Here is a 13,738-nt window from a genome sequence, read left to right on the forward strand (position 1 = left end):
TGCGACCGTCCCGCCCAGCCCCAGCAGCACGCCCCTGCGATTAGGAGCCAATTTGTCGACGCCATCCCATTTCATAGCTCAGACCTTTCCGGATCTCTGCAGAAGCACTGCATTACGCACTGCGTCGGGGCCGATGATCCGAGCGTTTTTCTTCAGATCTTAACGGGATCGCCGAGAAAGAGCGTTGCCGAAGCTCCTAGGTGTGAATTGCATGGGAAGCGTAGCACCGCCATTTAGGAATGTAAATGAAACGTTTCATGATTTCTGGTCAGACCTCTGTGGCGCGTCGTTGCAGGTTCCGGAAAGTCGTTGCGCTGGTCCTTTCCGAGCGGGCTCTTCTCTTCACAAGCGGCGTCCGCATTGCGCGATCGTCTCGCCCACCACTGCTACTTTCGAAACAGGAATCGACTGCTCGTCGTGCTCGGCCGTTGCGCGCATGCTGGCCAGGCAAGCCTGCCAACGGGGCGCGAGATCGTCCCAGCCAACGAACTCCTTTCTTCTGACATTGTGCGCCGGGCTTCGGCAGAAGCTGTCGAGCCGATCGAGAGCACCATCGTTTGTTCAGACCGGGCGTGGATACCCTTTGGCCGGTCGGGAATATCGCCTCCAGCGGCACCCCTGTCGCCGCCCATCGCCGGCATTGCCGCCGAACTTACTCGAACAGGCGAGTTGAGGCTCTCGGCGAAATGGTGTTAGCTGCCCCCACCAAAAGCCACAATGGAGGCAATTCGAATGAAATCGCTCATTTTTTCAGCGCTGGTGGCCATGGGCCTGGTGGCCGGCTCTTCCGTGCAGGCACAGGAACCGCAGTTTTTCCGCATCGGCACCGGCGGCACCGCCGGCACCTATTATCCGATCGGCGGCCTGATCGCCAACGCGATCTCCAACCCGCCGGGCTCCAGGCCCTGCGAGGACGGCGGCTCGTGCGGCGTTCCGGGGCTGATCGCCACGGCCCTGTCGGCCAACGGTTCCGTGGCCAACGTCAACGCCATTGCGGGTGGCACGCTCGAATCCGGCTTTTCTCAGTCCGACGTCGCAACCTGGGCACAGACGGGCACCGGCATCTGGCAGGATCGCGAGGCGGTCACGAAGCTGCGCGCCATCGCCAACCTCTATCCCGAAACGATTCACCTGGTCGCGAGCGCCGAGAGCGGCATTAAGAGTGTCGCGGATCTCGCCGGCAAGCGCGTTTCCCTGGACGAGCCGGGTTCCGGCACCTTGGTGGATGCGCGCATCATCCTCGAGGCCTACGGCCTGAGCGAGGACGACGTCGAAGCGGCCTTCCTGAAGCCCGACCAGGCCGCGGAGCGGATGCGCGACGGCGCCATGGACGCGTTCTTCTTCGTCGGCGGCTTTCCCGCCGGCGCGATTGCCGAACTGGCGAGCCAGGAGGACATCACGCTGGTTCCGATCTCGGGCAGTGAGGCCGAGGGCGTGATCGGCAAGTACACCTTCTTCGCCGAAAACACCGTGCCCGGCGGCACTTACGAGGGCGTCGACGAAGACACGACGACGCTGTCGGTCGGCGCGCAGTGGATCACCTCGGCCGACCAGCCGGACGACCTGATCTACAACGTCACGGCGGCTCTGTGGAACGACAACACCCGCAAGCTGCTGGATGCCGGCCACCAGAAGGGCAAGCAGATCACGCTCGAGACGGCTCTCGACGGCGTGGGCATTCCGCTGCACCCGGGTGCGGCCCGCTTCTACGAGGAAAAAGGCATGGACGTCAGCGGCATGACCGCCGAATAAGTCCTCAGATGCGTGGGGCCGGTTCGCCGGCCCCACTTTGCAAGCGGAGCGCAGCATGACCGAGGCCGACCGCCAGGAGGCGCTCACCGAAGCCGAGATGAAGGCGCTGGAGGAGCGCTACGATCCGGAGGTTCGGTTCCGGCCGCTGGCTTTTCCCCTGGACTGGCTGGTCGCGACGGCGCTGTTCGTCCTTTCCTGCTACCACTTCTATACCGCCGGATACGGCATCCCCCAGGCGGTCACGCATCGCGGGACGCACCTCGCCTTCACGCTGGGCCTGATCTTCTTTTCCTTCGTGGCATGGGGCAAGGCGCCGGAGCCGCGGAGCACCTGGCTGCGGCCGCTCGGCGTTTCCCTGTCCGACTGGGTGCTCGCCGCAGCAGGCGTCGTGGCTGCCCTCTACGTCCCGTGGATATTCGACGACCTCGCCTTCCGCGTCGGCGATCCGCTGCCGATCGACGTCGTCATGGGAACGATCCTGATCGTCGTGCTGCTGGAGGCGACGCGTCGCGCCATGGGCTGGCCGCTGCCGGTCATCGCCCTCCTGTTCCTCGCCTACGCCTATTTCGGCCGGTCGATGCCGGGCATCCTCACGCATCCGGGCGCGAGCTGGAGCAACATCGTCAATCACCTCTATCTCACCAGCCAGGGCATCTACGGCACGGCGCTGGGGGTCATCTCCACCTACGTCTTCCACTTCGTACTGTTCGGCGTCCTGGCGACGCGCATCGGGCTGGGGCAGCTTTTCATCGATCTCGCCTCGGCGCTCGCGGGGCGTTTCGCGGGCGGTCCAGCCAAGGTGTCGGTCATCTCGTCGGCCATGCTCGGCTCGATCTCCGGCTCTTCGATCGCCAACACGGTGACGACCGGATCGCTGACCATCCCGGCGATGATCCGCGTCGGGTATCCCCGCCACTTCGCTGCGGCCGTCGAGGCCGCAAGCTCTACCGGCGGCCAGATCACGCCGCCGGTGATGGGCGCGGTCGCGTTCCTGATGATCGAGTATCTGGGCGTTCCGCTGACCACCATTCTCACCGCCGCGCTGGTGCCGGCCTTCATGCATTTCTTCGGTGTTCTGGTGCAGGTTCACCTCGAAGCGCGCCGCCGCGGCCTTCGCGGCCTGACGAAAGAGGAACTCCCCGTCGCCTGGACCGTGTTCAAGGCCGGCTGGCTGACGACACTGCCGCTCTTCGTGCTGGTCGCGGTCCTGCTCTCGGGCAAGACGCCTTATCTCGCCGCCTTCTGGGGCATCTCGTCGTGCCTGCTCGTGCTGGTGATCCAGAACCTGATCCGCCACGACGTGGGGACCGCCATACGCGAGACCGTGCGCGAGACATGGGACGGCTTCGTCGTCGGGGCGAAATACTCGCTGTCCGTGACCGCCGCCGCCGCGCTGGTCGGCATCGTCATCGGCGTCGTCACGCTGACGGGCGTGGGTTTCAAGATCGCCTACATGGTGACCTCGGTTGCCGCCGAATGGGCACAGAACGTCAGCGGCTTCCTTTCGGTCCTGCCGTTCGAGGTGATGAGCGTCGCGAACCTGACGCTGCTGTTCACGCTCATCATGACGGCGGTCGTATGCGTGCTCATGGGCTGCGGCATACCGACGACGGCGAACTACCTGATCATGATCGCCGTCGCAGCCCCCATCCTCGGACTGCTGGGCGTACAGCCGCTCGTGGCGCACTTCTTCGTCTTCTATTACGGAGTGCTGGCCGACATCACTCCGCCGGTGGCGCTGGCCGCCTATGCGGCCGCGGGCATCGCCGACGCCAATGCATTCAAGGCTGGCAACACCGCTTTCCGTCTCGGCATGGGCAAGGCGCTGGTACCGTTCGTCTTCGCCTTTTCCCCGTCGCTGCTCCTGGTGACCGACGGCTTCACCTGGACGGAATTCTTCCTCGCGGCCGGGGGAGCGATGCTGGGCATATGGGCCTTGTCGGCAGCGTTCTCGAGCTGGCTCTTCGCGCCGTTGCGGGTGTACGAGCGGATACTTCTGGGCCTGGCGGCGATCTTCCTCGTCGCGCCGGACCTCGTCGCCACGATCATCGGCCTTGTTCTCATCGCCCCGGCGTTTCTGCGCCAGACGATCTTCCGCAGCGACAACGACGCTTTGCGCCAGGGCGCGGACTGAGGCCACCGGGCCGCCGTCGAATGCCTTCTGCGCTACTTGCAGGTGAAGCCGCCGTCCACGGGCAGTTCGATGCCGGTCACGAAGGATGCGTCGTCGGATGCGAGCCACAGCGCGGCGTGCGCCACTTCCATCGGCTTCACGAGTCGCCCCAGCGGGATCATGGTCATCATCTTCGCTTCGGCCGCCGCCGCGGCCTCGGCGCTGACGCCGCGGCCCGTGAAACCGACCTTCATCGGTGTATCGGCGAGCCCAGGGCACACGACGTTGACGCGCACATTGTCGGGCGCGAAGGTCTGGGCGAGCGACTTCGTCAGGCCGACGACCGCGAACTTGCAGCTCGAATAGACCGGCGACCACATCGAGCCGACCATTCCGGACACGGAAGCGGTGAAGATGATGGAGCCCTTGCCGCGCTTGCGCATGTGGCCGATCACCTCCCCTGCGGCGAGCGTCGCCGACCGGACGTTCAGCGCGAAGGCCTTCTGGTATTCGCCGACGTCCAGATGCTCGATTCCGCCGGGCCCCGGTATGCCCGCATGCGCCCACAGAACGTCGATGCCGCCGAGCTTTCCGGCGGCGTCGTGGATCGACCCCCGTGCGCCATCGGGCGATCCGAGATCGGCCTCTACGGTCGAAAGTCGCTCTCCCGAAGGGTCGAGGTCGCGCCGTAACGCATCCAGGCCCGCCGCGTTGACGTCGACGGCACAGACGCGCGCGCCTTGTTCGAGGAAGAGTTCGACGCCCGCACGTCCCATTCCGGACGCCGCGGCGGTGATCACCGCGAGTTTGCCTTCGAGCCTCATCGTCCATTCCCTCCCGTTCGACCCAATCTGTCGCGACAAGGGTAGTTCTCGGGCGCGCGGATCGCGATACCGAATTGACGAATAAGCCATAATCCGTGGTTATCGGAAAAGCTTCAATATCGTATTGTAGCGATGTCTCGTTGTGCCCTTAACTCGCAATCTCGGCGACAGATGCGGCGCTCGGGACCACAATGAAAGGATTACTGCAATGAGAAGGGGAACCTCATTTGCGACGACCGCCCTGGCGGTCATCATGCTGGCCGCTGCCGGCACCGCTCCGGCCTCCGCGGAAGCCGTGGTGACGATCAGCACGGGGCAGATCTTCCGTACGCTCGATCCCGCCAAGATATCCGACCAGACGGACTACATGGCCGCGGTCAACCTCTACGACGCGCTCGTCACGGTGGTCGAAGGCGGCAACCTCGCCCCGGAACTCGCGGAGAGCTGGGAGGTTTCCGAGGACGCCAGGGAGATCACCTTCAAGATACGCGACGACGCGAACTTCACCGACGGCTCTCCCGTCGAGGCGAACGACGTCATCTATTCGCTGGAAAGACTGCTGCGCATCAACCAGGGGCCGGCAAACCTGTTCTCGAGCGTGCTGGAGCCCGGCTCGGTGACCGCTGTCGACGACAAGACGGTCAAGTTCACGCTTTCGAAGACCTATTCACCCTTCCTCGCGACCATCCCCTCACTCTTCATCGTCAACGAGGAAGTCGCCAAGGCCAATGAAGGTTCGGACGACGCGCAGACCTATCTCGCCACCAACGTCGCGGGCTCGGGCGCCTACCTGCTGAAGTCGTACGACCGCGGCACGGGCCTGACCATCGAGCGCAACAAGGACTACTTCGGCAGCTTCGGCGACAAGCCGATCGAGGAGGTCCGCTGGATCGTCACCAGCGACGAGGCGACGGTCCGCTCGCTCGCCGCGTCGGGCGAACTGACGGTCAGTAGCCCGTTCCAGGCGCCGGAGACTTACACCGCGCTCGAGGAGATGGGGCGCTTCGAAATCCTGAAGTTCGACACGGCCACCGCCTTCATGATGAAGCTGAACACGCAGGTCGCGCCGACCGACGACGTCCACATCCGCCGCGCGCTGGCGCTCGCGACTGACTACGACACGATCCGCGACGTCATCTACCCCGGTGGCGTGCTGTCGACGCCGCTTCCGAAGGCCTTCGCCGAGTTTCATGCCGACGACATTCCCGAGCCGAAGTTCGACATGGAGGCCGCGAAGGCGGAGATCGCCAAGTCGAAATATGCGGGCCAGGAAATCCCCATCACGCTGGGCTACGTCGCCAACACCAAGTTCGAGGAAGAGATCAGCCTGCTCATGCAGTCCAATCTCGAGCAGCTCGGATTCAAGGTCACCCAGCAGGCCGATCCATGGAACCGCCTCACCGAACTGGCCACCAAGCCGGAGACGACGCCGGCCTTGACCCAGATCTTCTTCGGCCCGACCTATCCGTCGCCGGATTCGATGTTCTTCACCCAATATCACTCCAAGGCCGCTGGCACCTGGGCCTCGACCGAATGGGTGCAGGACCCCGAGATCGACGCGCTGATCGACGAGGCACGCGGCACGGCCGACGTTGCCGAACAGGCGGAGATCTACAAGACGCTCCAGCACAAGCTGGTCGACATGCAGCCCGACGTGTTCCTGCTGACGCTCAGGGCGCAGATCGCGATGGACAAATGCCTGACGGGCTACGTCTACGTGCCCATGCAGTCGGTGCCCTACGACTTCACGCGCTACAACTGGCTCTGCGACTGACGAGCCCGCATTGCCTGCGAGCCTTCCCCTCCCGGGCTCGCAGGCAGACACTCCGCGTCAGAAGGATCGGTCGACTCGGAACGATCGGCGGCGACGCGCGCGGCGCTTTCCCGTAGCATCCATCCGTACTCACCGGAGGCAACGGATCGTTGGAATTCCTCCTCTTCCTCATCCGCCGGATCCTGTGGTCGGTTCTGGTCCTGATCGGCCTATCCATCGTGATCTTCGGCATCGCGCGGGGGATGCCCGGAGACCCGGCGCGGCTGGCGCTCGGTCCGACCGCCAGCCAGGAGCAGGTCGCCGACCTGCGAAGCGATCTCGGGCTGGATCGTCCGCTGCTGGAGCAGTACGGGCTCTTCGTCACCGGCCTGGCGCGCGGTGACCTCGGAAAGTCCCTGCTGACGCAGCGTCCCGTCAACGACGACATCCGCGACACCTTCGCGGCATCCTTCGAACTCGTCCTCTACACCATCACCATCGTCTTCCTGTTCGGCATACCGCTCGGCGTGGTGGCGGCGCGATGGAAGGACCGGTGGCCAGACAACGTGGTGCGGATCTTCGCGCTGGTGATCGCGGTCACCCCGACATTTCTGCTGGCGCTGCTGCTCCAGGTTCTGGCGGGCTATGTGCTGCACGCCCTCCCCGTCACCGGTCGGCTGCCTGCCGGAATGCCGTTTTCGGCCGACACGACCGGACTGGTCACCATCGACGCGCTGCTGCGCGGCCGCATGGACGTCTTCGCCGAAGCGCTGCGGCATCTGCTGCTACCCTGCCTGGCGCTTGCCTCGACGGCACTCGGGCAGATCGCACTGACGACGCGGGCATCGATGATCGACGTCGCCAGCCAGGACTACATGGAGGCCAGCCGCGCCTTCGGCGTGCCTGAGCCCGTGCGGGTAATGAAATACATGCTGCGTCCGGCCTTCGTGCCGCCGCTGACCATCCTGGGCCTCTCCTTCGCCGCGATGGTCGGCAACGCCTTCGTGGTCGAACTCATCTTCTCGTGGCCCGGCATGGCCTCCTACGGCATCCGGACGATCCTGCAGAAGGACCTGAACGCGGTTATGGGCGTGGTCATGGTGTCGGGCGTCTTCTTCGTGGTCGTCAATCTGGTGATCGACATCCTGGTCGGCATCGTCGATCCGCGGGTGCGGATCCAGGGAAGCCGATGATGGCGGATGGAGCGGTCGTGGCTGATCTCGAAACGGGTCCGGAACGGATCTCCAACGCCTACCAGAACTGGTACCGCTTCTCGCGCAATCCGACGGCCGTGATCGGCGCCGCGATCGTGATCCTGTGCGTGCTGGCCGCCATCCTGGCGCCGCTGATCACGCCCTATCCCGACCACGTCGGCGCCGTCGTCAACTTCCGCGCCAGGCACCAGCCGCCTTCGCTGGACTACTGGTTCGGCACCGACAATGTGGGCCGCGACATCCTCACGCGCGTGGTCTTCGGCATGCGCATTTCGCTCCTGATGGCGGTCGTGGTGCTGGGCGTCGCCGTGCCGGTGGGCACCGCGCTGGGCCTCGCCGCCGGCTACTTCGGCGGATGGACCGAGACGATCATCCTGCGCCTGACCGACATCGCGCTCGCCATCCCGGGCCTGGTCCTCGTGCTGGCGGTGGCGGCGGTGCTGTCGCCCGACCTCCTCACCTCGATGCTGTCGCTGGCCGCGCTCTGGTGGACCTGGCACGCGCGCCTGATCTACTCGATCACCAAGCAGCTGCGCGGCCAGGAGTTCGTGGAAGCGGCGGAGGTGCTCGGCGCGAGCAAGTTCCACATCCTATTCCGCGAGATCCTCCCCAACTGCGTGTCGGCGCTGGCGATCAAGACTTCGCTCGACTGCGGTTTCGTCATCCTCGTCGGCGCGTCCCTGTCCTTCCTGGGCCTCGGGATCCAGCCGCCGACGCCCGACCTCGGCACGATGGTTTCGGCCGGCGCTTCCTACCTCCCCGACTTCTGGTGGGAATCCCTGATCCCCGGCTCTGCGATCCTGTTCGTGGCGCTCGGCTTCAACCTGCTCGGCGACGGACTGCGCGATCTCTTCGACGTGCAGGAGATCCGATGACCCGGCCTCTTCTAAGCGTCCGCGACCTTTCGGTCGAGTTCACCAACTACGGCCGCACGAACCGCGTCCTGCACGGGGTCTCGCTCGACGTGCCCGAGCGGGCGCAAATCGCACTGGTTGGCGAGAGCGGATCGGGCAAGACCGTGACCATGAAGGCCATCATGGGCCTGCTCAGCGATCCGCCGGCCCGTATCACCGGCGGATCGATCACGTATAACGGGCGCGACCTCTTCACCATGCCGGCATCCGAGCGCATGAAGCTGCGCGGCACTGCCATGTCGATGATCTTCCAGGATCCGATGACCTCGCTCAACCCCGTCTACACGATCGGCGACCAGCTCGGCACGATCCTCAAATATGCCGACCGCCGACTGGGCCGGGCGCGCGGGCGGGCCGGCCGAAGGGCGCGCATCGTCGAGGTACTGTCGCAGGTGCGCATGCGCGAGCCGGAACGGGTCGCCGCCTCCTATCCGGTGATGCTGTCGGGCGGCATGCGCCAGCGCGTGCTGATCGCCATGGCGCTGCTCAGCCAGCCGCGGCTGCTGATCGCCGACGAGCCGGGATCCGCGCTCGACGTGACGACGCAGGCGCAGACGCTGAAGCTCCTGAAGGACCTCGTGGAGGCCGAAGGCCTGTCGCTCCTGATGATCACCCACAATCTCGGCGTCGTGCGCGAGACCTCCAACTACGTCTATGTCATGAGCAAGGGCGTGGTGGTGGAGCATCGACCGGCGGCCGAACTCTTCGCCGATCCCCACCACGAATACACGAAGTCGCTGATCGCCGCCGTGCCACGCCTATCGGGCGGAGGCATGAGATCGGAACCCGCGGGGTCGGCGGCATGACGCGGCCGATGCTTCAGATCGACGGGCTGTCGAAGAGCTTCCCGATCCGCAACGCGCTCGGCTTCCGGAAGGGCCAGGTCGATGCCGTTAGGGACGTCAGTTTCTCGGTGCGCAAGGGAGAGGTCTACGGCCTCGCCGGCGAAAGTGGCTCTGGCAAATCCACCATCGCCCGCATGGTGGTGGGCCTTTCCACCCCGACCGGCGGACGCATCCTTGTCGACGGCAATGACATTTCCGAACACGCCCGCACGCGCGAGCACAGGCGCACGGTGCAGATGGTGTTCCAGAACCCCGGCTCGTCGCTCAACCCGCGCCGCACCATCGGGCAGTCGGTGTCCGTGCCGCTCGTTTCCTTCGGCTATCCGCGCGTACAGAGACAGCGCCGCATCGCCGAACTGCTGGAGATGGTGCACCTGCCCGCCGAGTTCGCGCAGCGCTATCCCAACGAACTTTCCGGCGGCCAGAAGCAGCGTGTCGCCATCGCGCGGGCGCTCGCGGTCGAGCCCAAGCTGATCGTGCTCGACGAGCCGACCTCCGCACTCGACGTCTCGGTGCAGGCGCGGGTCATCGAGCTCCTGGAAGACCTGTGCCGCCGGTTCGAGCTGACCTTCCTGTTCATCTCGCACGACCTCAGCCTGATGCGGAACTTCGCCCAGCGGGTCGGCATCCTCTATCGCGGCGAGATGGTCGAGAGCGGACCCACCGCGGCGGTCTTCGATGACCCCCGGCACGACTATACGCGGCTCCTGCTCGCCTCGGTTCCGGTGATCTCGGAGGAGGATGCACGCATGCGGCCCGTCGTGCCGCTGATCGACGGAGAGATACCGACGGCCGAGCAGCTCCTCGAACTGAGGCGCGCCGGTTCGCCGACGGGAGCCGGCGCGCCCGCCGACCGGTCGGGCTGAGAGAATGGAGCAATCCATCGGGAACATAGCCGCCGTAGCAATCCGGCACGCCACATTCCGGTGACCAGCGGATAGGGCATCGAGACATGAAGTTCATAGAGACACACGACGAACTGCGCGAGATCTACCGCGAGCCGAGCGAAGGCGCGGTGCGGAAGGAACTTCGGCTGCTCGAGGAGCATTCGAAACGCTTCCTGTCGAAGTCACCCTTCGTGCTCATCGGCTCGCAGGACGATGCGGGCAACGCCGACGTGACCCCGCGCGGCGACAGGCCGGGCTTCGTCGTCCCGCTCGACGACCAGACCATCGCGATCCCCGATCGTCCCGGCAACAACCGCCTGGACACCTGGGAGAACGTCGTGCGCAATCCTTCCGTCGGGCTGATCTTCCTCATTCCCGGCATGAACGAGACCTTGCGCATCAATGGCGAGGCGCGTCTGACCGCCGATGCGGACCTGCGGGAACGCTTCGCGGTCGACGGACGGCCGGCGCTCGCGGTTCTCGTTGTGAAGATCCGCGCCCTCTACATGCACTGCGCCAAGGCATTCATGCGCTCGCAGCTCTGGCAGCCGGAAACCTGGCCGGACCGGTCCGAGATGCCCACGCTCGGGCAGATCGTCCGCGACCAGCTCGCGCTGTCCGTCAGCAGCGAGGAACTGGATGCGGGGCTGGCCGAGGGCTACCGCAAGTCCTTGTGGTGATCCCGTCCATTCGCGAAAATTCCGCTCCCAGACATCCGGCGGGCGGAAGAGATGACTTCGACCGTTTTCGAGAAGGAATGTTGGCAGGATGATACGCATCGGGATCGACGTCGGCGGCACCAATACGGACGCCGTGATCGTCGAGGGTGACCGCGTGCTGGCCGGCGTCAAGTCGCCGACCACGCAGGACGTGATGGGCGGGGTGGTCGGCGCCCTCACCGCCGTGCTCGAAACCTCGGGCATCGAGGCCGGGGCAATCGACGTCGTCATGATCGGAACGACGCATTTCACCAATGCCGTCGTTCAGCGCCGCGACCTCGCTCCCACCGCGGCAATCCGCCTCGGACTTCCGGCGACCGCCTCGCTGCCGCCGATGATCGACTGGCCCGACGACCTGAAGCGGACGCTCGGCGGGCACGTCTATCTCGCACACGGCGGCAACGAGTTCGACGGACGTCCCATCTCGCCGCTCGACGAAGCCGAACTCTTGGGCATCGCCGAGGAGATCAGGACGAAGGGCGTCCGCTCGGTGGCGATCGCCTCGGTCTTTTCGCCCGTCAGCGCCGACGTGGAACGGCGTGCCGGCGAGATCGTCGGGAACGCTCTGCCCGGCGTCCACGTCACGCTCTCCCACGAGATCGGCCGGCTCGGGCTGCTCGAACGGGAGAACGCCGCGATCATGAACGCCTGCCTGCGCGACCTCTCCAGCGACGTCATCGCGGCTTTCCGCAACGCCATCGCACAGGCCGGCATCACCGCGCCTTTCTACCTGACCCAGAACGACGGGACCCTGATGGACGCGGCCACGGCGGAACGATTCCCGGTGCTGACCTTCGCTTCGGGTCCGACCAATTCCATGCGCGGCGCGGCATTCCTGTCCGGCGTCTCGGAGGCGATCGTCATCGACATCGGCGGCACGACCGCGGATGTCGGTTCGCTGCAGAAGGGCTTTCCGCGCCAGGCGCCGATGGCGGTGGAGGTCGGCGGCGTGCGCACCAACTTCCGCATGCCCGACGTCTTCTCGATCGGCCTCGGCGGCGGCTCGCTCGTCGTCGACATGGACGACGCGGTGGCGGTGGGTCCCTCCTCGGTCGGCTATCGCCTGACGCGCGAGGCGCTGATCTTCGGAGGCGACACGCTGACCGCTTCCGACATCGCGGTGGCGGCAGGCAAGGCGGAGCTCGGCGACGCGTCGAAGGTCGCGCATCTCTCGCCGGACCTGATCGCCCGGGCGCGAAGGAAGATGATGGAGATGCTCGAGGACTGTGTCGACCGCGCCAGGGTCACGCCCGATCCGCTTCCGGTGATCGTCGTCGGCGGCGGCTCGATCCTGGTCGATGAGCCGATCGGCGGTCTGGAGATCGTGAAGCCGGAGCACTTCGCAGTCGCCAACGCCGTCGGCGCGGCGATCGCGCAGATTTCCGGCGAAGTGGACAGCGTCTACTCGCTCGCCGAGACGAGCCGCGAGAAGGCGCTGGAAGACGCCACCGGAAAGGCGAAGGACGCCGCGGTGGCGGCGGGCGCGCAACGCGACAGTATCGAGATCGTCGACGTGGAAGACGTGCCTCTGGCCTACCTGCCGGGCAACGCGACGCGCATCCGGGTGAAGGCCGTAGGAGAACTCAATGTCGGGTGAAAAAGGATTTCTGCTGACCGAGGGCGACCTGCCGGCGCTTTCGATCGGCGCGGCGCTGCTGGGAACCGGCGGCGGCGGCAACCCCTATGTCGGAATGCTGCGGACGCGGGAGCTGCTACGCAAGGGCGCGCAGGTGCGGATCATCCCGCTGGATGCCTTGCCAGACGACGCCTGGGTCGGCCGTGTCGGAAGCATCGGCGCGCCGATCATCGGCATCGAGAAGATCTCCGAGGGCGGCGAATGCCATCGCGCGATGCTGGCGGTCGAGGAAGCCTCCGGGATCAGGATGGCGGCGCTGATCGCGGCCGAGATCGGCGGCGCCAATGCCATGGTGCCCGTCATCACCGCCGCGATGGCGGGACTGCCGGTGATCGACGGCGACGGCATGGGCCGCGCCTTTCCCGAGATCCAGATGACGACCTTCTCGATCTACGGCGAGGCGTCCCTGCTTTCGGCCCTGGCCGACGACAAGGGCAATGTCGTGGTCTTCCGCAAGGTGACAAGCGCCCTGATGCTCGAGCGTCTCATGCGCACGGCGACCGTCGCCATGGGTGCCGGCGCGGGCGCGGCCGGGGCGCCGCTTTCGATGGAGTTCATCCGCCGCACGGCAATTCCAGGCACGGTCACGCAGGCGATCGAGATTGGCGCCACCGTCCTTCAGGCCCGAGCCAAACGGCAGGACGTGGTGGAGAAAGTGGTCGAGAAGACCGGCGGAGGACTTTTCTTCACCGGCAAGCTCGTCGACGTTCGCCGCGAACTGACCGGCGGGTTCATGCGCGGCCACGCGCTGTTGAGCGGCATGGGCGACTGGGCGGGATCGGAGGCGCGCATCGCGATCCAGAACGAGAACCTCGTTCTGTGGGTCGACGGCGAGCCGAAGGTCATGGTGCCGGACCTGATCATGAACCTGGAACAGGAAACCGGCGAGCCGATCACGACCGAGATGTTGCGCTTCGGCCAGCGCGTCTCCGTCATCGGCCTGCCGGCGCATTCCCTGATGAAGACGCCGCGGGCGCTGGAGGTCGTCGGGCCGAAGGCGTTCGGCTATCCGGAGATTCTCTTCACGCCTCTCGCGGACGCGGCGGCCTGACCGCGCTCACGACGCGGACGGAAGGTCGGC

General features: G+C 65.8%; 11 protein-coding genes. 10 read left to right on the forward strand and 1 reads right to left on the reverse strand.

Annotated elements, in window-relative coordinates:
• The first annotated feature begins 717 nt into the window (after positions 1 to 717).
• Complete coding sequence (locus tag BSQ44_RS22030) at positions 718 to 1,752, forward strand: TAXI family TRAP transporter solute-binding subunit (RefSeq protein WP_114580014.1); 1,035 nt, start codon at positions 718 to 720, stop codon at positions 1,750 to 1,752.
• Positions 1,753 to 1,807: 55 nt separating this feature from the next.
• Entirely contained in the window at positions 1,808 to 3,886 is a 2,079-nt protein-coding gene (locus BSQ44_RS22035; protein WP_072607220.1) for a TRAP transporter permease, read from the forward strand.
• A 32-nt stretch (positions 3,887 to 3,918) separates the two neighbouring features.
• Here the strand turns inward: BSQ44_RS22035 and BSQ44_RS22040 are convergent, their stop codons facing one another.
• The gene (locus tag BSQ44_RS22040) at positions 3,919 to 4,689 is read right to left on the reverse strand and encodes an SDR family NAD(P)-dependent oxidoreductase (protein ID WP_072607221.1); all 771 of its coding nucleotides are present in this window, start codon (positions 4,687 to 4,689) and stop codon (positions 3,919 to 3,921) included.
• A 208-nt stretch (positions 4,690 to 4,897) separates the two neighbouring features.
• Here BSQ44_RS22040 and BSQ44_RS22045 point away from each other — a divergent pair, with 208 nt between their 5' ends.
• From BSQ44_RS22045 to BSQ44_RS22080, 8 genes are all read left to right on the forward strand, one after another.
• A complete protein-coding gene (locus tag BSQ44_RS22045; RefSeq protein ID WP_072607222.1) occupies positions 4,898 to 6,463 on the forward strand; it encodes an ABC transporter substrate-binding protein in 1,566 nt (521 codons plus the stop codon).
• A gap of 149 nt (positions 6,464 to 6,612) precedes the next feature.
• Positions 6,613 to 7,635 carry an ABC transporter permease gene (locus BSQ44_RS22050; RefSeq protein ID WP_072607223.1) on the forward strand — a complete coding sequence of 341 codons (1,023 nt, stop codon included), beginning with the start codon at positions 6,613 to 6,615 and terminating at the stop codon, positions 7,633 to 7,635.
• Positions 7,635 to 8,531 (forward strand): ABC transporter permease, encoded by an 897-nt coding sequence (locus BSQ44_RS22055; protein ID WP_072607224.1) that lies wholly within the window; start codon positions 7,635 to 7,637, stop codon positions 8,529 to 8,531. Before BSQ44_RS22050 ends, BSQ44_RS22055 begins: the two co-directional genes overlap by 1 nt.
• On the forward strand, positions 8,528 to 9,376 hold the full coding sequence (locus BSQ44_RS27580) for an ABC transporter ATP-binding protein (protein WP_072607225.1): 849 nt from the start codon (positions 8,528 to 8,530) through the stop codon (positions 9,374 to 9,376). The genes BSQ44_RS22055 and BSQ44_RS27580 overlap by 4 nt, the downstream gene beginning before the upstream one ends.
• Positions 9,373 to 10,281, forward strand: a complete 909-nt coding sequence (locus BSQ44_RS27585; protein ID WP_072607226.1) for an ATP-binding cassette domain-containing protein — start codon at positions 9,373 to 9,375, stop codon at positions 10,279 to 10,281. Before BSQ44_RS27580 ends, BSQ44_RS27585 begins: the two co-directional genes overlap by 4 nt.
• 86 nt (positions 10,282 to 10,367) lie before the next feature.
• Positions 10,368 to 10,982: a pyridoxamine 5'-phosphate oxidase family protein gene (locus BSQ44_RS22070; RefSeq protein ID WP_072607227.1), complete on the forward strand. Its 615-nt coding sequence runs from the start codon at positions 10,368 to 10,370 to the stop codon at positions 10,980 to 10,982.
• Positions 10,983 to 11,070: 88 nt separating this feature from the next.
• Positions 11,071 to 12,618 (forward strand): hydantoinase/oxoprolinase N-terminal domain-containing protein, encoded by a 1,548-nt coding sequence (locus tag BSQ44_RS22075; protein WP_072607228.1) that lies wholly within the window; start codon positions 11,071 to 11,073, stop codon positions 12,616 to 12,618.
• Entirely contained in the window at positions 12,608 to 13,708 is a 1,101-nt protein-coding gene (locus tag BSQ44_RS22080; RefSeq protein WP_072607229.1) for a DUF917 domain-containing protein, read from the forward strand. Before BSQ44_RS22075 ends, BSQ44_RS22080 begins: the two co-directional genes overlap by 11 nt.
• The last annotated feature ends 30 nt before the right edge of the window (positions 13,709 to 13,738 follow it).

The sequence above is a fragment of the Aquibium oceanicum genome (genome assembly GCF_001889605.1).
Taxonomy (GTDB): Bacteria; Pseudomonadota; Alphaproteobacteria; order Rhizobiales; family Rhizobiaceae; genus Aquibium; species Aquibium oceanicum.